The 18347-nt window shown below is 65.3% G+C and carries 18 protein-coding genes and 1 tRNA gene; 6 read left to right on the top strand and 13 right to left on the bottom strand.

All coding sequences use genetic code 11. The features are described 5' to 3' along the window. Nucleotides 1-128 precede the first annotated feature (128 nt). Nucleotides 129-968, top strand: a complete 840-nt coding sequence (locus C4K27_RS11695) for an NAD-dependent protein deacetylase (RefSeq protein ID WP_053260540.1) — start codon at nt 129-131, stop codon at nt 966-968. Here C4K27_RS11695 and C4K27_RS11690 read toward each other — a convergent pair. After that, the gene (locus C4K27_RS11690) at nt 965-1870 is read right to left on the bottom strand and encodes a LysR family transcriptional regulator (RefSeq protein ID WP_053260539.1); all 906 of its coding nucleotides are present in this window, start codon (nt 1868-1870) and stop codon (nt 965-967) included. The genes C4K27_RS11695 and C4K27_RS11690 overlap by 4 nt on opposite strands. A gap of 158 nt (nt 1871-2028) precedes the next feature. Between C4K27_RS11690 and C4K27_RS11685 the strand changes: the two genes are divergently transcribed. The 4 genes from C4K27_RS11685 to C4K27_RS11670 all read left to right on the top strand — a co-directional run bounded on the left by C4K27_RS11685 (nt 2029) and on the right by C4K27_RS11670 (nt 5550). Beyond that, nucleotides 2029-2727: a CoA transferase subunit A gene (locus C4K27_RS11685; RefSeq protein WP_007920583.1), complete on the top strand. Its 699-nt coding sequence runs from the start codon at nt 2029-2031 to the stop codon at nt 2725-2727. A 32-nt stretch (nt 2728-2759) separates the two neighbouring features. Further along, entirely contained in the window at nt 2760-3419 is a 660-nt protein-coding gene (locus tag C4K27_RS11680) for a CoA transferase subunit B (RefSeq protein ID WP_009043191.1), read from the top strand. 14 nt (nt 3420-3433) lie between these two features. After that, the gene (locus C4K27_RS11675) at nt 3434-4612 is read left to right on the top strand and encodes an acetyl-CoA C-acetyltransferase (protein WP_053260538.1); all 1179 of its coding nucleotides are present in this window, start codon (nt 3434-3436) and stop codon (nt 4610-4612) included. Nucleotides 4613-4959: 347 nt separating this feature from the next. Next, nucleotides 4960-5550, top strand: coding sequence for a hypothetical protein (locus tag C4K27_RS11670; RefSeq protein WP_053260537.1), 591 nt, complete (start codon nt 4960-4962; stop codon nt 5548-5550). A 21-nt stretch (nt 5551-5571) separates the two neighbouring features. Here the strand turns inward: C4K27_RS11670 and C4K27_RS11665 are convergent, their stop codons facing one another. Continuing rightward, nucleotides 5572-6777 carry an MFS transporter gene (locus C4K27_RS11665; RefSeq protein WP_053260536.1) on the bottom strand — a complete coding sequence of 402 codons (1206 nt, stop codon included), beginning with the start codon at nt 6775-6777 and terminating at the stop codon, nt 5572-5574. 75 nt (nt 6778-6852) lie between these two features. Then, nucleotides 6853-7776, bottom strand: coding sequence for a LysR family transcriptional regulator (locus tag C4K27_RS11660; protein WP_007932667.1), 924 nt, complete (start codon nt 7774-7776; stop codon nt 6853-6855). A 136-nt stretch (nt 7777-7912) separates the two neighbouring features. Between C4K27_RS11660 and lysA the strand changes: the two genes are divergently transcribed. Further along, nucleotides 7913-9151 carry a diaminopimelate decarboxylase gene (lysA, locus tag C4K27_RS11655; RefSeq protein ID WP_053260535.1) on the top strand — a complete coding sequence of 413 codons (1239 nt, stop codon included), beginning with the start codon at nt 7913-7915 and terminating at the stop codon, nt 9149-9151. 158 nt (nt 9152-9309) lie between these two features. Here the strand turns inward: lysA and C4K27_RS11650 are convergent, their stop codons facing one another. The 10 genes from C4K27_RS11650 to C4K27_RS11610 form a co-directional block, all read right to left on the bottom strand. After that, nucleotides 9310-9726: a fascin domain-containing protein gene (locus tag C4K27_RS11650; RefSeq protein ID WP_007932660.1), complete on the bottom strand. Its 417-nt coding sequence runs from the start codon at nt 9724-9726 to the stop codon at nt 9310-9312. Between the two features lie 347 nt (nt 9727-10073). Next, complete coding sequence (locus tag C4K27_RS11645) at nt 10074-10367, bottom strand: DUF3144 domain-containing protein (RefSeq protein WP_007932658.1); 294 nt, start codon at nt 10365-10367, stop codon at nt 10074-10076. A 128-nt stretch (nt 10368-10495) separates the two neighbouring features. Next, on the bottom strand, nt 10496-11125 hold the full coding sequence (locus C4K27_RS11640) for a glutathione S-transferase family protein (protein ID WP_053260614.1): 630 nt from the start codon (nt 11123-11125) through the stop codon (nt 10496-10498). A 43-nt stretch (nt 11126-11168) separates the two neighbouring features. Continuing rightward, nucleotides 11169-11387 carry a hypothetical protein gene (locus C4K27_RS11635; RefSeq protein WP_053260534.1) on the bottom strand — a complete coding sequence of 73 codons (219 nt, stop codon included), beginning with the start codon at nt 11385-11387 and terminating at the stop codon, nt 11169-11171. A 43-nt stretch (nt 11388-11430) separates the two neighbouring features. Then, a complete protein-coding gene (gene rtcA, locus C4K27_RS11630) occupies nt 11431-12462 on the bottom strand; it encodes an RNA 3'-terminal phosphate cyclase (RefSeq protein WP_053260533.1) in 1032 nt (343 codons plus the stop codon). 8 nt (nt 12463-12470) lie between these two features. Further along, nucleotides 12471-13259 carry a nucleotidyltransferase domain-containing protein gene (locus C4K27_RS11625; RefSeq protein ID WP_053260532.1) on the bottom strand — a complete coding sequence of 263 codons (789 nt, stop codon included), beginning with the start codon at nt 13257-13259 and terminating at the stop codon, nt 12471-12473. A gap of 71 nt (nt 13260-13330) precedes the next feature. Continuing rightward, nucleotides 13331-14674 (bottom strand): hypothetical protein, encoded by a 1344-nt coding sequence (locus C4K27_RS11620; protein WP_053260531.1) that lies wholly within the window; start codon nt 14672-14674, stop codon nt 13331-13333. A 4-nt stretch (nt 14675-14678) separates the two neighbouring features. After that, a complete protein-coding gene (locus C4K27_RS11615) occupies nt 14679-15905 on the bottom strand; it encodes an RtcB family protein (protein ID WP_053260530.1) in 1227 nt (408 codons plus the stop codon). Nucleotides 15906-16029: 124 nt separating this feature from the next. Then, nucleotides 16030-16166 (bottom strand) — tRNA-OTHER (locus tag C4K27_RS31215). Nucleotides 16167-16600: 434 nt separating this feature from the next. Further along, a complete protein-coding gene (locus C4K27_RS11610; RefSeq protein ID WP_053260529.1) occupies nt 16601-18151 on the bottom strand; it encodes an RNA-binding protein in 1551 nt (516 codons plus the stop codon). Nucleotides 18152-18347 lie beyond the last annotated feature (196 nt).

Here is an 18347-nt window from a genome sequence, read left to right as displayed (position 1 = left end):
CGCCTCCCCGGGACGCTGGACGGCAGCACCACCGTCCAGCTCCCGCGCCCTTGTCTAAACTCCTGGTCAGGCACAAGGTATGGCCTCGCTGCGGTCCGCAGCGCCACCGCCGGAGTACGAGGACGCACATGACCGACACCCTGGACACCCCTCTGGAGCAGCTGCAGCGACTGATGGCCGAGCGCCCCTTCATGGTCCTCACCGGCGCCGGCATCAGCACCCCTTCGGGGATTCCCGATTACCGCGACAACGACGGCGTGCGGCGCGGCCAGCAACCGATGATGTACCAGGAGTTCCTGGCCGAACCCAAGGCCCGGCGCCGCTACTGGGCGCGGGCCATGCTCGGCTGGCCGCGGATCCGCCAGGCCCGGCCGAACGCAGCCCATGAGGCCCTGGCGCATTTACAGGCGCGGCAGAAAATCGCCGGCTTGATCACCCAGAACGTCGACACCCTGCACGACCAGGCCGGCAGCCGCGATGTGATCGAACTGCACGGCAACCTGCACCGGGTGGTCTGCCTGGATTGCCGCCAACGCAGCGATCGGCAGGCGATCCAGCAATTGCTGGAACTGCACAACCCCTACCTGGCCGGCGTCGACGCGGTGCAGGCGCCCGACGGCGACACCCTGCTCGACCCGGTGTTCGAGGAACGTTTCCAGGTGCCCCGCTGCCCTCATTGCGCTGGCGAGCGGCTGAAACCGGATGTGGTGTTCTTCGGCGAGAACATGGCCCAGGCCACCGCGGCCAAGGCCATGCACAGCATCGAGCAGGCCGCCGGCCTGCTGGTGGTGGGTTCGTCGCTGATGGCCTATTCGGCCTTTCGCCTGTGCAAGGTCATGGCCGACCAGGGCAAGCCGCTGATCGCCATCAACTTCGGCAAGACCCGCGCCGACGAGCTGCTGGACCTGAAGATCGCCGCCTCCTGCGAGCAACTGTTGCCGCTGCTGGCCGAGCGCCTGACCTCCTAGGCAACCCCCGACAGGCGCTCGGCCAGACCGGCCCCGCGCAGAATGTCGAACAGCGCCTGGGCCGCGCTGGACAGCTCATGCCCGGGGTTGGTCAGCACGCCGATGGCGCGTTCCACCACCGGGTCGCGCAGGGTGATGCAGCGCGCGCCCAGCTCGCGCATCTGTCCGGCGCACAGGGCCGGCACCGCGCTCACACCAAGGCCGCTGGCGACCATGCGCCCCACCGTCGCCAGTTGATGGCTTTCGAATTCCACCGGCAGTTTCATGTCCCGCGCCAGCAAATGCTCTTCAAGCATCACCCGCACCGTGGACGGCCGTTGCAGGGTAATGAAGGGCTGTTCCAGCAGCGATTGCCAGTCGATGTCCTTCAGGTCGGCCAGGGGCGAATCGCTGGGCACCACGGCGACGAAGCGGTCGATGTACAGCGGGGTGAATTGCAGCGACGCGCTTTGCTGCGGCTCGAAGGCCACCCCCAATTCCACCTGGCGGTCGCGGACCATCTCCAGTACCTGCTCGTTGATCACGTCGTTGACCGTGACATTGACCTGCGGGTAACGCGCGCGAAAGGTCTTGAGAATCGGCGGCAGCAGGTTGCCGGCAAAGGACGGCATGGCCGCCAGGGTCACCCGCCCGCGCTGCAGGGTGAAGCGCTGGCGCAGTTCGTCCTCGGCGTTGTCCCAGTCGGCGATCAAGCGCCGCGCCAGGGGCACCAGCGCCTCGCCTTCCGGGGTCAGGGCGACGTTGCGCGTATTGCGGCTGAACAGGCGCCCGCCGAGGCCGTCCTCCAGAGCCTTGATGGTCAGGCTCAGGGCCGACTGCGACAGGTGCAGGCGTTCGCAGGCCACGGCGAAACTCAGGCTCTGGGCCACCGCCAGAAAGGCGCGGATCTGTTTGACGGTCATGCTCTGTCCTCGGGATCGACTATTGAGTTTTATCTATCAATCAACCTTAAAAATCAACTTAACAAATCAATCCCCTGGCGCAACACTGCTGCTCACTCTCTTCATACGGCCAGCCAGCCGGCTGGCAACGCAAATACCAATAACAAGAGGATGTGCAGATGGCAGGTTTCGACAAGCGCGTGGCGTCCTATGAGGAAGCCCTCGAAGGTCTCAAGGACGGCATGACCGTGATCTCCGGCGGCTTCGGCCTGTGCGGCATTCCGGAAAACCTGATCGCCGAGATCAAGCGTCGCGGCACCCGCGACCTGACCGTGGTCTCCAACAACTGCGGCGTCGACGGCTTCGGCCTCGGCGTGCTCCTGGAAGACCGGCAGATCAGCAAGGTGGTGGCCTCCTACGTCGGTGAAAACGCCCTGTTCGAGAAGCAGCTGCTGAGCGGTGAAATCGAAGTGGTGCTGACCCCGCAAGGCACCCTGGCCGAGAAAATGCGTGCCGGTGGCGCCGGCATCCCGGCCTTCTTCACCGCCACCGGCGTCGGCACCCCGGTCGCCGACGGCAAGGAAACCCGTGAATTCAACGGCCGCGCCTACCTGATGGAAGAATCCATCACCGGCGACTTCGCCATCGTCAAAGGCTGGAAAGCCGACCACTTCGGCAACGTGGTCTACCGCCACACCGCCCAGAACTTCAACCCGCTGGCCGCCACCGCCGGCAAGATCACCGTGGTCGAGGTCGAAGAGATCGTCGAGCCGGGCGAGCTGGACCCGACGCAGATCCACACCCCCGGCATCTACGTCGACCGGATCATTTGCGGCACGTTCGAAAAACGCATCGAACAGCGCACCGTGCGCAAGTAATCGCCCGCCCAACGACTGACGGAGAATAAAAAATGGCTCTTACCCGCGAACAAATGGCTCAACGCGTCGCCCGCGAACTGCAGGACGGCTTCTACGTGAACCTCGGCATCGGTATCCCGACCCTGGTGGCCAACTACATCCCCGACGGCATGGAAGTGATGCTGCAATCGGAAAACGGCCTGCTCGGCATGGGCGCCTTCCCCACCGACGACGAAGTCGACGCCGACATGATCAACGCCGGCAAGCAGACCGTCACCGCGCGCATCGGCGCGTCGATTTTCTCTTCCGCCGAATCCTTCGCGATGATCCGTGGCGGCCATATCGACCTCACCGTGCTCGGCGCCTTCGAGGTCGACGTGCAGGGCAACATCGCCTCGTGGATGATCCCCGGCAAGCTGGTCAAGGGCATGGGTGGCGCCATGGACCTGGTGGCCGGCGCGGACAACATCATCGTCACCATGACCCACGCCTCGAAAGACGGCGAGTCGAAACTGCTGTCGCGCTGCAGCCTGCCGCTGACCGGCGCCAACTGCATCAAGCGCGTGCTGACCGACCTGGCTTACCTGGAGATCGAGAACGGCGCGTTCATCCTCAAGGAGCGCGCCCCGGGCGTGAGCGTCGAGGAAATCGTCGGCAAGACCGCCGGCAAGCTGATCGTGCCGGCCCACGTGCCTGAAATGCAGTTCGCCTGAGGAGCAACCAGACCATGCAAGACGTCGTAATCGTTGCCGCCACCCGCACCGCGGTCGGCAGTTTCCAGGGTTCGCTGGCGACCATTCCCGCGGTCGATCTCGGCGCCGCGGTGATCCGCCAGCTGTTGGCCCAGACCGGCCTGGACGGTGCCCAGGTCGATGAAGTGATCATGGGCCAGGTGCTCACCGCCGGCGCCGGGCAGAACCCCGCGCGCCAGGCCGCGATCAAGGCCGGCCTGCCCCACGCCGTGCCGGCCCTGACCCTGAACAAGGTCTGCGGCTCCGGCCTCAAGGCCCTGCACCTGGGCGCCCAGGCGATCCGCTGCGGCGACGCCGAGGTAATCATCGCCGGCGGCCAGGAGAACATGAGCCTGGCCAATTACGTGCTGCCCGGTGCCCGCACCGGTCTGCGCATGGGTCACAGCCAGATCGTCGATAGCATGATCAGCGACGGCCTGTGGGACGCCTTCAACGACTACCACATGGGCATCACCGCCGAGAACCTGGTGGACAAATACGCCATCAGCCGCGAAGCCCAGGATGCCTTTGCCGCCGCCTCGCAGCAGAAGGCCGTGGCCGCCATCGAAGGCGGACGTTTCGTCGATGAAATCACCCCGATCCTGATTCCCCAGCGCAAGGGCGAGCCCGTGGCCTTCGCCACCGACGAGCAGCCGCGCGCCGGCACCACCGCCGAATCCCTGGGCAAGCTCAAGCCGGCCTTCAAGAAGGACGGCACGGTCACCGCCGGCAACGCCTCGTCGCTCAACGACGGCGCCGCCGCGGTGATCCTGATGAGCGCCGCCAAGGCCCGGGCCCTGGGCCTGCCGGTGCTGGCGAAGATCGCCGCCTACGCCAACGCCGGCGTCGACCCGGCGATCATGGGCATCGGCCCGGTGTCGGCCACCCGCCGCTGCCTGGACAAGGCCGGCTGGTCCCTGGAGCAGCTGGACCTGATCGAAGCCAACGAAGCCTTCGCCGCCCAGGCGCTGTCGGTGGGCAAGGAGCTGGGCTGGGACGCGAGCAAGGTCAACGTCAACGGCGGCGCCATCGCCCTCGGCCACCCGATCGGCGCCTCGGGCTGCCGGGTGCTGGTGACCCTGCTGCACGAGATGCTCAAGCGCGACGCCAAGAAAGGCCTGGCCACCCTGTGCATCGGTGGCGGCCAGGGCGTGGCACTGGCCATCGAACGCTAACGCTTACCGCGCACCACGGCCGGCCCTCGGACCCACGACATCCGGCGGCTGGCCGGCAATACGCCCAGCGCACCCCATGGTGCGCCGGGTTCGTTTTGCGGCCCGGCAGACGCCGGCCAGAGGCCGCTGGCAGCCCCCCATCCGTCAGCTACATTCAACTCATGCGGCTGGCGAGACTCGTTTTCCACGCCTTCCTGCCCACTGACTCACGGCTGAAACAGTCCAGGCCGATGCGTGGAGCCTTATCCGTCGAAGCCGGATCACAGCGCTCAAGCCCCCATGGGCAGAGCCCGGTATGCCACCCAGTCCTTTGCCTGCTTCATCGACCCGATAACGAGGAGCGGAACATGCGCCCGATCAGATGCCTGCTCTACACCGGCTTTTGCATAGTGCTGGCGGGGCTGGCCAGCCTCCAGGCCAGTGCCGGCCCCTCCTTCGACGCGGACAGAAAAGGACTCGAGAAACTCTCGACCAACGCCGGCGCCGAGCTGCACCGAGGCTTGCAGAAGTCCCACGAAATGCTGATGTACCTCGAACTGCGGGACACCCTGCATGCCACCGAGGCCAAGGCAGCAGCCCTGGAGCACTTCAACGAGTCGGTCGCCCTGTACAAGAAAGTCACTGCAAGCGCCTCCGAGCAGAAGATCCTCTACCAGCCCCGGGATGACAGTGAAAAAGACGCCATCAGCGCCTTCCAGAACCGCTTGCAAGAGTTGGATATCGCGGTGCCCGACACCGAGAAGCAGCTGGCCAGCCTGGCCGTCACTGTGGTGACCAGGCATATCCATGTGCTGGAAAGGTCCAGCTTCAAGGCGACCAAGGCCGACTACCCATCCTTGCGCAAGGTCCTGCGCTCGCAGGCCCTGTTGCTCGACCTGGGCATCCTCAGCTCGATTGTCTGGAGCCTGTCGGCCGATCAGCCCGGCGGGAGCCGTTAGCGCCTTGCCCCCCAGAGGCTGTCACTGCGACTTCGGCTTGCCCATCAGCAACAACAACGACAAGCCGGCAAACCCCGCCCCGGCGTAAAACGTCAGCGCCGCGCCATGGGCCTGCCACAGCCAGCCGGCGATTACGCTGGCCAGCAGCAGGGCCATTCCGCTCAACAGGTTGAACACACCGAAGGCCGTGCCCTTGAGGTCGGCGGGCGTGGTGTCGGCCACCAGGGTGGCGAGGATGCCCTGGCTGAAGCCCATGTGCAGGCCCCACAGGGCGACGCCGAGCAACACCTGCGGCACCGACTCGGCATAGGCCAGCACCAGGTCGGCGAGGATCAGCAACAGCAGGCCGACGCTGAGCAAGGCGCTGCGGTTGATGCGGTCCGACCATTTGCCGACTGGATAGGCCGAGACCATATAGAACCCGGCCATGACCACCATCACCAGCGGCACCCAGGCGGCGGAGAAGCCCAGTTGCTGGGCCCGCAACACCAGGAACGCCTCACTGAAACGGGCCAGGGTGAAGGCCGCGCCGATGGCCACCACCCACCAGTAATGCCGGGAGAACCGTCGCAGCGAGGCCAGCCGCAATGGCGACTGGAAGTGCCGGCGGCCGGGGGCGTGCTCGGGTTCGCGGATGGCGAAGACCAACAGCGCCACGGCCAGCGCCGCGGGAATCACCGCCAGCCACAAAACCTGGGCGATATCGTTGGCCAGCCACAGCATCAGGCCGATGGCCAGGATCGGGCCGAGGAACGCCCCCACGGTGTCCAGCGACTGGCGCAGGCCAAAACAGGCGCCGCGAATTTCTGCCGGGGCCACGTCCGCCACCAGGGCATCCCGTGGCGCGCCGCGAATGCCCTTGCCGATGCGGTCCAGCAGGCGCGCGCTGAACACCAGTTCCGCCGAACTCGCCAGGGGGAACAGCGGCTTGGTCAGCGCCGCCAGGCCGTAACCCAATAGCAGCAGTTCCTTGCGCCGGCCGATGAAGTCGCTGAGGGCGCCGGAAAAGACTTTCACGATCAGCGCCGTGGCTTCCGCCACCCCTTCGATGATGCCGACCGCCAGCATGCTGATGCCCAGGGTGCCGACCATGTACAGCGGCAACAGGCTGTGCACCAGCTCGGACGACACGTCCATGAACAGGCTGACGAATCCCAGCGCCCAGACCGTGCGCGGAATGCCGCGGCTCAGGGGCTTGCCGGTGTCGCTCATTGCAGGTTCCGACATGACAGACAGTCCTCAAGGGGTACAAATGCTACCGGTCGCTTCAAGCCTAGGCGCACAACGGCGGCCCTGCTGCCTTCACTCCCGTCGCAGCCGGCGCTCGAGGGCGGCGGCCAACACCGAGGCCTCCTGTTTCAAGGAGGCGCAGAAGGCCTCGACGAAAATCGACGACGGTCGGAAATCCGGACGGATCAGCATGACCCGGTATGGCACCGACAACTGCAGCGGGCGGATCGCCAGGCCCCTGCCCGCCTCCTCCATGGCGCTCAGCGGGTTGATGATCGCCACCCCCAGCTGTTGGCGCACCATGGCGCAGACCGAGGCGGCATTGGTGGTCTCGATCACCACCCGGCGGTCGACGCCGGCCTGGCGAAAGTGCTCGTCGAGGGTCTGACGATAAATGTCCAGGCCTGACAGGTTGATGAAATCCACCCCGCGAAAGTCTTCGCTGTGCAGCAGCGGCTTGGCCAGCAACGGGTGCCCTTCCGGCAGGATGCACACCATGTCGGCGCAAAACAGCAGTTCGCCCTGGGTGCCCCGTGGCAGGTGTTCGCTTTCGGTCAGGCCCAGGTCGTGGCGCTGGGCGCTGAGGGACTCTTCCAGCAAGGGCGATTCCTGGGCGGTGATGCTCAGGCCGATGCCGGCGTGTTGCTCCTGGAAGTGCTTGCACACCCGCGGCAGCAAAGTCTGGGAAAACAGCGGCAGGCAGGTCAGGCTCAACTGGCCGTGCTCGAAGCGGCGGATCGATTGCGCCACGCTGTTGATCCGCTCCAGGCCGACATAGGCTCGCTCCACTTCTTCCAGCAACAGCATGGCCTGGGCGGTCGGCAGCAAGCGGCCGCCCTCGCGGTCGAACAGGCTCAGCCCGGACAGGCTCTCCAGCCGCGCCAGCTCGCGGCTGACCGTGGGTTGCGAGGTGAACAGCAGGCGCGCGGCGCCGGTGACGCTGCCGGCCTGCATGATGGCGCGGAACACCTCGATATGGCGCAGGGAAATGTCCACGGCTTGCTCCTCGGTTTGAGACGTTGATTCACACAAGTCATATCAGAACTGAATCGAGATACAAAGAATAGATATTTTATTGAATACGCCGCCCTCGGCATCATGCAGGCCTCTTTCCTCGCCACAGACGATTGCCATGGCCATTCCCTTTTCTCCCGAGCAACTGACCGCCGCCGCCCGCCAGTACGGCACCCCGTTGTGGTGCTACGACGCGCGGACCATCAAGGTGCGCATCCAGCAACTGAAGGCCTTCGACGTGGTGCGTTACGCGCAGAAAGCCTGCTCCAACCTGCAGGTGCTGCGCCTGATCCGCGAGGCCGGGGTGCGGGTGGACGCGGTGTCCCTGGGGGAAATCGAGCGGGCGTTGCTGGCTGGGTTCAGCCCGCAAGGCGATCCGGCCGGCATCGTCTTCACCTGCGACCTGTTCGACACCGCCACCCTGCAACGGGTGGTGGAGCTGAACATCGAGGTCAACGCCGGTTCCATCGACATGCTGCGCCAGCTTGGTGAGAAATCCCCGGGCCACCGCGTGTGGCTGCGGATCAACCCGGGCTTCGGCCACGGCCATAGCCGCAAGACCAACACCGGCGGTGAAAACAGCAAGCACGGCATCTGGCACGAACAGGTCGGCGAAGCCCTCGCAGTGATCCGCCAGTACGGCCTGAAGCTGGTAGGCCTGCACATGCACATCGGCTCCGGCGTGGACTACGGGCACCTGGAACAGGTCGGCGCCGCCATGGTGGCCGCGGTCAAGTCCCTGGACCACGACATCGAGGCCTTCTCCATCGGCGGCGGCCTGTCCACCCCGTACCGCGTGGGCGATGAGCCGGTGGACGTGCGGCGCTATGCCAATGCCTGGCGCCAGGCCCGCGAGGAAATCGAAGCCTGGCTCGGCCACGGCGTGCGCATGGAAATCGAACCCGGGCGTTTCCTGGTGGCCGAGGCCGGCTGCCTGGTCAGCGAAGTGCGGGTGGTGAAAGACGCCGGCAACCATCACTTCGTGCTGGCCGACACCGGCTTCAACGACCTGATGCGCCCGGCCATGTACGGCGCCTATCACGCCATGAACCTGATCGACGCCAACGGCCAGGCGGTGCAGCGTCCACTGCGGCCCACCGTGGTCGGCGGCCCGCTGTGCGAGTCCGGCGATATCTTCACCCAGGACGACGAAAGCCTGACCCCGCAGTTGCTGCCCCAGGCCCGGGTCGGCGACCTGCTGGTGATCCACGACACCGGTGCCTATGGCGCCAGCATGTCCTCCAACTACAACAGCCGGCCGCTGCTGCCGGAGGTGCTGTTCGAGGATGGCCAGGTGAAACTGATCCGCCGGCGCCAGCCGCTGGCGGACCTGCTGGAACTGGAGATGGGGCTGTAAGGGCCTGAGACGCAACGTCACAGGTAAGCGGGGGACGATCTGCCTGTCCCCCCTTCCAGACATCGCCCCTCGATCGACGCCGGGACTTCGTGGCCAGCCGCTGGAGTGCTGGCCACGCCAATCAAAAAACCTGCCCCGACGCCGGGTACCGCCTGGTGCTAGCCCTCGACCACCACCAGGAACTGGCTGTAGCGATCGATGCCGTCCTTGGACAGCTCAAGCCCGGTCTCGCCCATGCGCGACATCCACTTGCCGTTGTCGCCACGCAGGGAAATCTGCCCGCTGGCGGTGTCGATGGCATAGGAGAACTGGCAGTACTGATCGATGCTGTCCTTGGACAGTTCAAGCCCCGTCGCCCCCATCCGCGACATGAACTTGTTGGTGTCGCCCTGCAATGCCAGCTTCTTGTCGTTGCCGATCTGGATCAGGGTGACCCTGAACTTGCAGTACTGGTCGATGGCGCCCTTGGACAGTTCGAGCCCGGTCGCGCCCATCCGCGACATGTAGTTGCCCGAGTCGCCGCGTAGCGAGATGACAGTACCGTTTTCAATCACACGTTGAGGAAGAACGATCATGTTTGGCACTCCTTGCTGATTGGGTAGGTTCCCTGGTGTAACCACAGGCGCAGCAATGCCTTGGCAACTCATGACCGTGCTCATCCCGGATGGGATATTCAACACCCCTGGATTGCCTGCCGCAGGCGCAGTGTAGTCGAGCGATTGCCGGCTCCCTGGGCGCCCGGGAGACAACTGGACCAGCGGTTGCCGCGGCCCCGCCGCCCTCAGATCAAAGCGCTATGCACAGCCAGATGCAGACGCCACAAGGCTATAAAAAACCGCGGAGTGCCCATGCTCCGAAGAGCCAGGAGTCGAGTGCCGGGACAGCTTCACAGCTGGGCTGTGAAGCCTGTCGGGGGAAGGATTCAGTCTTGCTGGGGGTTCATGTACCGCGAGAAATTCTCGATGTAGTCAGTGAGGTTCTCTTCCATCATCAGGCGGAATTCCTCGACGAAATAATCCACCGCCTGCTGCTTGGCCGCCGCCAGTTCTTCGGCGTTGCGGCAACCGCAGGCGCTGACCCAGGCGGCGAAGCGCGAGTTGGCGTACATCAGCGAGGCACTGGCCTTGCCGCGGCTGCTGTCGCCGATATGGGTGTTTGCCAGTTCGATGATGGCATCGGCGCGGTTGTAGAAATCCTGATCCGTTTCGTTGGCCAAGGGGCATTCCTCTTGAAAGTGGGCAGATGAGCGATAGGCGATGAAACATGAGCCTGAAGAAAGCCGGCGAGTATAAAAGCCTCGCGCCCAACCATCGACGGCTTTTGCTGCCTCGCGCTCTGCCGTATTCAGTCCGGCCAATGCCGCTCCAGCACCTGTGCCACCTGCGGGTGGCGGTCGATGCGCTCCAGCAGATCACAACACTCGGGGCGTTCGCGCCGCAGATGCTCGCGCGTGCCGCACCAGCGCGACACCACCGCCGCCTGGAAATCCAGGGCCGCCAGGGGTGAACCGCTGGCGTACAGCTGCGTGGCGAACTGATCGGCGAACACCTCCCAGTTGCGGTGCAGGCGCTCATGGGCCGCGTCCCGTACCCGCGCCCTCAGCGCTTCATCGGCGCCCTGCAGCCAGCGTTCCGGGTAATCGATCACGCTGATCGCCGAGTAGCAATTGGCGGCGATAAACACCAGGCCGCGAATGGCCTGCGCCCGGGCGCTCTCATCCTCGGGCAGCAGCGCCGAGCGCGGATAACGCAAACCCAGCTCGATCAGGATCGCCGCGCTCTCGGTGAGGACACTGCCGTCCGGCAGTTGCAGGGTCGGGACCTGTTTCAGCGGATTGAGCCGCGCCAGCTCATCGGCCCCGGGCGACGGCGCCCAGGACGAGGCTTCGACGATGCGGTACGGCACCTGGCAACACTCCAGGGCGATCTCGACGATGGCCGAGCCGGAGCCTTGTGTCCCATAAAGTTGATACATGACCATCCCCTCGCTTGACTGGGCCTTACATCTGACGGGTGGCTTACGCGGGTTGTTCACTCCAGTGCCGGAAGTCCGCGAGGCGATAGGTCGGATGCTGGTGAACAGCCTCGGCCGGCACGCGCAGAACGCTTCCACGGTAGCTCAAAAGGTAAAGGCTCAGCGGCTCGGGAGCCCGCATGCGCCGCACCAGGAAATGGATCAAGCGATTGAGCATCCCAAAGCGCTCGATCTCCAGCCGCATCCCGGCCTTGACCTGCAAGAACTTGCCGCAAGCGGAGAACCGGATCTGGTGATGGACAAGCTCAATGACGCTGGGCTAGAACCTCGATGCGCAGCACCCCGTGAACGCCCGTCGCACAGTCGATACGCACCGGCAAAAACGCCTCGATCACCCGGATATTGCTCTGCAGGTGCTCGCTCATGCGCGGGGTGGTGAAGCTCCCGCCGCCGGCCAGGGCCATGGGCAGCAGCAGTTGGTCCGCCAGGTGCTCGGCCACCGCGGCGCCGGAATCCAGCCACTCGCGGGCCTGGTCGATGGCACGATCGGCCACGCTTTCGGCCCGCAGGCTGCTCTGGCCAAAACCGCTGAACAGCTCGGTCAGGTGCTCGAAGACAAACTCCAGCAACAACACGTTGCCCGGGCCGCATTGCTCATCCAGGCGCACCGGGCTCAGGTGCTCCCGAGGCAGCTCCAGACGAGTGCCGACGCGGCGCAATTCGCGCTCCGCCACATGCTCCGGCAGGCCGGCGCTCAAGGCCCAGGCCCGACGCCCGAGCAGTTCGCCACGCTGTTCCAGGTGCAGGGGTTGCAGGGTCGAGGGCTGGATAAAGGCTTGCAGTTCGCCACCGCCGGCGGGAACGAAGCCATGGCGCAGCAGCTGCACCTCCACCTGCCCGCCCATGCGCCGCAGTTGCGGCAGCCAGGCCTGCTGGAGGAAATCCACCGGCGGTGCCAGCGGGTTGTGGGTGCCGCCGCTGATGCTCACGCGGCTGGGCTCCGGGGCTTGCAACAGCGCCGGCAGCAGGGTCTGCAACACCAGGGTGCAGCTGCCGGCGGTGCCGATGGCGAAACGGTAGTCGCCGCCGCGAATCGGTCCCGGCTCGAAGGTCAGCGCCCGGGAACCCAGCTCGGCGCCCGAGACCCTGGCCGCGCAGACCTGCGCGGCCGCCAGCACCGCGGTCAGGTGCTGGCGCAGCAACCCCGGGCGACTGCGCCGGGCCCGTATGTTGTGGATGCGCAGGGTCTTGCCGGTGAGCATCGACAGGCTCAGGGCACTGCGCAGGACCTGGCCGCCGCCAATGGCGCCGTCCAGTTCGATGACATCCTGTTTCATCACATTCCTCAGGCGTAGCGCCGGACACTGTCTCGCAAGTAGGCGTCCAGCACAGCGTTGTCTTGATGGGTGCGCGCCAGCTTGGGCACCGGGCGTTCCAGTTCGGCGGCGATAAAGGCGTGCAGCGCCGGGCGCCGCGGCCCGTAAGCGGCCTCGTCGGCGCTGCGTTTCAAGGCCAGCAACTCATCCACTTCGTCCAGCAGTGGCCGATGGTCGACGGTGCCCAGCAGCTCGGCGAAGGTCATCGGCGGGCGGCCGCGCCCCTGATCGATCCAGCGCACCGCGAGCAACGGCCGAAGCACGTAGAAGTACTTCTTGAACCGCACGCTGTCGCCTTGCAGGTAGCCGCGGAAGTTCTTCCTGGCCATCGACAGGTAGTGATTGCGTGCCGCCGGCGGACTGTAGAAGGCCTCCGCCAACTCTCGCAGGCGCGCGGTTGCCGCCGGCTCGCGGCGATACACCAGGGGCGAATCCAGCCACTCCAGCAGGGTCGGGTTGGACTTGCGCAGCAACCCGAGGGTCTTGCGCAACTCCCAGCCGCTGATGTCCAGCTCGTCGTCCAGCGGCCGCTCGATCACGTCCCGCCCGGCGTCCACCTGGATGAACCACTCGGGCTTCTCCACATAGACGAACCGCACATCGTAATCGCTGTCGGTGGAGGCAAAGCCCCAGGCCCGGCTGCCCGATTCGCAGGCATACAACACCTGCACGTTACGCTCGCGCTCGATCCGCGCCAGCTCATCCAGTACCCGCTCGCGCATGGCGCTGCTCAGCGGGTAGCGTTCATTGAATTCCATGATTCCTTGTCCTGTTCAATCGACGATTGCCAGCACCTCAGCGCTGGCCTGATCGCCTTGTACATCGATATTCACAACAGGCGCTTGAGCGATCCGCGAGGCAGTTCACCGGCCTCCTCCATCGCCTGCAACCGCTGCGCCAATGCTTCTCGCAGTGGCTTGGGGGTCACCGGGTCGAACATCGCGTAGCGGGCATCGCACCAACGGGCCAGGGCCTCGCGCCAATAAGCGGCTTCGCTGCCCGCCCGATCCAGGCGACACAGCAGGTATTGCAACTGGCGCCAGCCCGGCTTGAGCCCCAGCAAGGCCCAGCGACGCGCCTTCGGCAGCGCATGCCAATGCTGGTCCAGCTGCTGTTCCAGGGCCTCTTCGAACGCCGCCCAGGGCTGCTCGCGCAGCAGGTCGAGGGCGCAGTCGAAGACCTTGTCCGACGGATCGTCCAGGGCCGCCAACTGCTGGGCCACGCCACGTTCGCCGAGGGTCTGCAGGGCCAGCAGGCGCACCGTCAGCGCCTTCGAGGCCAGGGCCTGTTGCAGCATGGCGTCGGCCTGTGGCTCCCGCAGTTCCTTGAGCAGCCCCAGCAGGCCCAGCCACTCGCGCTTGTTGCCCGGAGCCGGCTGCTGCAACCGGTCCAGCAGCACTTGCCGTGGGTCCAGCCCATGGCGTGGCGCGGCCCAATGGGCCAGGCAACGCAAGGCCCCCGAAGGGTCGAGCAGGGCCTGCGCCAGGTACCCGCGACAATCGGCCAAGCGTGACAACAGCAGCCGCAAGGCCTTGACCCGCACACTGGCACCACAGCTGCGCATCACTGCTTCCAGCAAAGGCACCGCCTGCTCGTCGGGCAGTTCAGCGCAGGCATCCACTGCCATCTGCCGCACGCTGACCTCGGGGTGGCGCAACGCCATGGCCAGCAGCGCCGGCCGGTCCTCGACGCCCTTGAGCAACAGCTCGAAGACAAAGCGCGCGGCCTTGCCCCGGCAATCGCCAAAGGCCCCTTGCACTTCGTCGCGCACCTGGGCCAGTTGCAACACCGCGGTGGCCCGCTCCAGAGTCGCGCCGTGGTCGGCCCGCTGCTTGCTGGCAAGGGCCAGCAACGGTGCCAGGGTCTGCAACAGCAGCCCGGCGTGCTCCGGCGCCCAATACGCCTCGACTGCCGCGGCCGCCTCCTGGCGAACCTGGGGCACCCAATCGTTGAGACGTTCCAGCAGCGCCGCCAAGGCCTCGGCCGATGGCTGCGCGGACAATCCACGCACCGCGGCCTGCCGCACGAATCCGTTGCCGAAGCGGCTCAGTTCCAGCCAGGCGCTGTGCCTGTCCAGAGTGTCCATCACTTCCCGCACGCGGCGGGCTTCGTAGTCGCTCAGCTGGTCATGCCAGCTGGGCGGGGCCTCTATTACTGCGTCCATGTCGTGCATTGTTCTACCCCTTGACGCACACCACCTGACGCAGGGTGTGCAGCACTTCCACCAGCTCGCGCTGGGCGTGCATGACTTGGTCGATGTCCTTGTAGGCCATCGGGATTTCATCGATCACCGCGGTGTCCTTGCGGCATTCCACATGGGCGGTGGCGCGGATCTGGTCGGCCAGGGTGAAGGTGTTCTTGGCCTTGGTGCGGCTCATGGTGCGCCCGGCACCGTGGCTGCAGGAGCAGAACGCCTCCTCGTTGCCCAGCCCGCGAACGATGAAGCTCTTGGCGCCCATCGATCCCGGGATGATCCCCAGCTCGCCCTTCTGCGCCGACACCGCGCCCTTGCGGGTCACCAGCACCTCTTCACCGAAGTGGCGCTCCTTCTGCACGTAGTTGTGGTGGCAGTTCACGGCCTCCAGCGCCACCTCGAAAGGCTTGTTGATCACCTTGCGGGTGGCCTGGATCACCAGTTGCATCATCAGTTCACGGTTGTGCCGGGCGAAGTCCTGGGCCCAGGCCACGGCCTCGACGTAATCGTCGAAGTGCCGGCTGCCTTCCTCGAAGTAGGCCAGGTCGCGGTCCGGCAGGTTGGCGATATGCTGGCGCATGTCCGCCTGGGCCAGGTGGATGAACAGGTTGCCGATGGCGTTACCTACGCCACGGGAACCGCTGTGAAGCATGAACCAGACCCGGTTGGCCTCATCCAGGCAGACCTCGATGAAGTGGTTGCCGCCGCCGAGGGTGCCCAGGTGCTGGCGGTTGTTGCTGTTGGCCAGCGCCGGGTACTTGTCGGTGATCGCCTTGAAGCGCGGCTGCAAGGCCGCCCAGGCCTGGTCGGCCTGGCGCGGCACGTCGCCCCAGGCGCCCTTGTCGCGGCCGCTGCGCGGCGAGGTGCGGCCATGGGGCACCGCCTGTTCGATGGCGCTGCGCAAACCGTGCAGGTTATCCGGCAGGTCGGCTGCGGTCAGCGAGGTGCGGGCGGCGATCATGCCGCAGCCGATATCCACCCCGACCGCCGCCGGGATGATCGCGCCCAGGGTGGGGATCACGCTGCCGATGGTCGAGCCCTTGCCCAGGTGCACATCCGGCATCACCGCCAGGTGCTTGAAGATGAACGGCATCTTCGCGGTGTTCATCAATTGCTGGCGGGCTTCGTTTTCCACGGGCACGCCCTCGGTCCACATCTTGATCGGCTTGCCGTTGGCGACTTCCAGCAGTTGGTAGGTCTTGTGTTCCATGTTCCTGACTCTTTTTTCTGTGGCTGAAAATCCAGCCTTGTTCGGTGGCCGGTGGTCCGGCATAAAACGGCGACCAGTGAAGGCGGAACATGCAGCGCGCTCTGCCACTGAGCTAGCCCCTTGCGGTTGGCGGGAATCGAACCCGCGACCACGCTGTCCTGTAGTTCCACCGGCATTCGCCGGGTCAATCGGTACAGGCAGGGCCTGCGGGCAGCGACAAGAGAACAGGCACATTTGCTCTACCGACTGAGCTACAGCCTTGCGGCTGGCGGGGTTCGAACCCGCGACACGATGTAGTACCTGTGGCATTCGCTGCCATCCCGCTCGGGCGGGAGAAAAAACTGCGACGACAAGGGTCGATGAAACCGTGCACTCGTGTTCTGACCCTTTGAACTACGGCGCCTTTTCAGGCACCGGCGGGACTCGAACCCGCATCACGAATCTGGGATGTAGTTCCATCAGCATTCGTCGCTGAAACCGCAAAAAAGGTGGCACGACAAAAGAAGTGACTGATCGCCGGAATCGAACCGGCATAACCATGATGTACAGCCACTGGCATTCGTGCCTTCACAGGCCCTGACAACATGTGCTGGGACGTCTTTGGATGTAGTCACAGCGGCATTCGGGGCCTATGAACAAAAATTCTTCGGCGTGCGCCGGGTGAGCGGCGCACGGTTTATCTCATGCCTTGCCGATCAGGGCGCCATCGCCTCGATCGCCTCGACCCAGTGCTGCGCACCGTAGTTGCCTGCGGTGAACTGCTGGATCACATCGAACACCGCGTCACTGAAGCCACCGACGTTGAGGATGTCCTCGCGGTCCGGCGCCTGGGTGGTGGCCCCGGGTTGCATATCGATGCACACCAGCCGCGCCTGCGGGTTGATGGCCTTGATCCGCTCCCACTGGCGCAGGGTCTCGGTCGCCCCATGGCGCCGCGCATCGATCCACGACTCGTTGTCCGAGACCAGGATCAGGGTGTCCACCTTGCACTTGGCGTTGGCCAGTTGTGCCAGGGGCGCCGAGCAGTTGGTCCCGCCACCGCCGATGGCCGCCAGTTTCTGCGCATTGCTCATCACGCTGTCCCGCGGGTTGAGGCGGATATCCACCACCCCGACCTCGAACGGCATGACCCGCGCCGCCGGCTGCTTGCGCAACACCGCGGCCGCCACCAGGGCCGCCACATCGATGCAACGCACCGCCGTGGTGGCGCCCTGGCGATAACCGGTGACCGGGCTGTGCATTGACCCCGAGACATCCGGGCACACCACCACCGCGCCTTGCAGCGCCGGCACGTTGGCCAGCGACAGCTCCAGGGCATCCTGCAACGCCTCGCGCACCGGCTGCGGCACCTCGTCCCCGGCCATGCGGTAGGCCGCCAGCAACTGGTACGGGTAGACCCGGGCCTTGGCCACCTCGGCGGCATCCGCCAGCCGCGCCGCCACATACTCGGTGCAACCCGGCACCTGGAACGCGCCATGGCGAGCCAGGGTGTGGAGGTTCATGCGCAGCCCCTGCCAGCCCATATTGTGCGCCTGTTCGGCCCATTGCTCGCGGCTCAGGGTTTCGTTGCCGAGCAACTGGAACGGCACCTGCGGCACCGCCGTGGTCGCACCGCTGCGAAAGGCCAGCAAGGCGCGGGTCAGCTCAGGCAGCGCCTGCACCTCCACCGGCTTGCCGATCAACCAGGCGAAGAAGGCTGCGCGCCAGGCCTCGCCAGGCTTGGGATGCACCATCTTGACCACGTCCGCCAGCGACGGCTGGTTGCCCACCGCAGCCTGCAACAGCTGGCGTTCGGTGGCGCTGTTCAACCAGTTCTGCACCAGGCGCTTGGGCTGCGACCCCAGGGATTTACGCCCGGTCGCTCCGCTGCGCAGGATCTGCACGAAGTTGCGCAGCATCTTGCCGTTGTCCACCACCTGGGCGAACAGCTCCGGCACCAGGGCCGAGCGTTGCGCGGTCAGCGCCGCCAGCAGCAAGGCCGGCATGTCTTTCATATGACCCTGTTGCCGAGCGTAGCGCGCGGCCTGGGCGACGAAACGGCTGTCGACTTCGTTCACCAGTTGCAGCACCGCTTCCAGCTGGCCTTCGGGCGAGGTGTAGAAAGTCGAGTTCAAGCAACCGGTCACCGCCAGTTGGGCCAGGCGGTGCTTGGCGTTGTAGGCATAGGCCGGGGCCTGGGCGGCGTTCAGGGTGTTGCTCGCTGGCGCTTTGGCCTGTTGGGTGTTGAACAGCTGGAAGTTGGCCATCTTGGCGTCTCGCTCTGTTGTCTTGTTCGTTGCCAGAGAGATTGCAGCCGCTGTGCCAGTTTTATTTTTTCCTGCGAATTATTTTTTAACTGATTGATTTATAACGATTTTATTTTTAAATACTTTTTCCTTTGCGAGTCTTCGAGACAAAGCTGTCGATAATTTTATATCTTTGTTTATCGCTTTTTATCTTCAG

It is taken from the genome of Pseudomonas chlororaphis subsp. chlororaphis, from assembly GCF_003945765.1.
GTDB lineage: Bacteria > Pseudomonadota > Gammaproteobacteria > Pseudomonadales > Pseudomonadaceae > Aquipseudomonas > Aquipseudomonas chlororaphis.
Note: the sequence above shows the minus strand (reverse complement) of the source record. Positions and strands in the feature narration are given on the sequence as shown.

Coding starts and splice junctions, on each gene's coding strand:
- C4K27_RS11650 (WP_007932660.1), bottom strand. CDS start 9,726: ATGATCGTTCTTCCTCAACGTGTGATTGAAAACGGTACTGTCATCTCG.
- C4K27_RS11640 (WP_053260614.1), bottom strand. CDS start 11,125: ATGTATCAACTTTATGGGACACAAGGCTCCGGCTCGGCCATCGTCGAG.
- C4K27_RS11620 (WP_053260531.1), bottom strand. CDS start 14,674: ATGCACGACATGGACGCAGTAATAGAGGCCCCGCCCAGCTGGCATGAC.
- C4K27_RS11690 (WP_053260539.1), bottom strand. CDS start 1,870: ATGACCGTCAAACAGATCCGCGCCTTTCTGGCGGTGGCCCAGAGCCTG.
- C4K27_RS11610 (WP_053260529.1), bottom strand. CDS start 18,151: ATGGCCAACTTCCAGCTGTTCAACACCCAACAGGCCAAAGCGCCAGCG.
- C4K27_RS11615 (WP_053260530.1), bottom strand. CDS start 15,905: ATGGAACACAAGACCTACCAACTGCTGGAAGTCGCCAACGGCAAGCCG.
- lysA (WP_053260535.1), top strand. CDS start 7,913: ATGGCCATTCCCTTTTCTCCCGAGCAACTGACCGCCGCCGCCCGCCAG.
- C4K27_RS11670 (WP_053260537.1), top strand. CDS start 4,960: ATGCGCCCGATCAGATGCCTGCTCTACACCGGCTTTTGCATAGTGCTG.
- rtcA (WP_053260533.1), bottom strand. CDS start 12,462: ATGAAACAGGATGTCATCGAACTGGACGGCGCCATTGGCGGCGGCCAG.
- C4K27_RS11665 (WP_053260536.1), bottom strand. CDS start 6,777: ATGTCGGAACCTGCAATGAGCGACACCGGCAAGCCCCTGAGCCGCGGC.
- C4K27_RS11625 (WP_053260532.1), bottom strand. CDS start 13,259: ATGGAATTCAATGAACGCTACCCGCTGAGCAGCGCCATGCGCGAGCGG.
- C4K27_RS11695 (WP_053260540.1), top strand. CDS start 129: ATGACCGACACCCTGGACACCCCTCTGGAGCAGCTGCAGCGACTGATG.
- C4K27_RS11685 (WP_007920583.1), top strand. CDS start 2,029: ATGGCAGGTTTCGACAAGCGCGTGGCGTCCTATGAGGAAGCCCTCGAA.
- C4K27_RS11675 (WP_053260538.1), top strand. CDS start 3,434: ATGCAAGACGTCGTAATCGTTGCCGCCACCCGCACCGCGGTCGGCAGT.
- C4K27_RS11680 (WP_009043191.1), top strand. CDS start 2,760: ATGGCTCTTACCCGCGAACAAATGGCTCAACGCGTCGCCCGCGAACTG.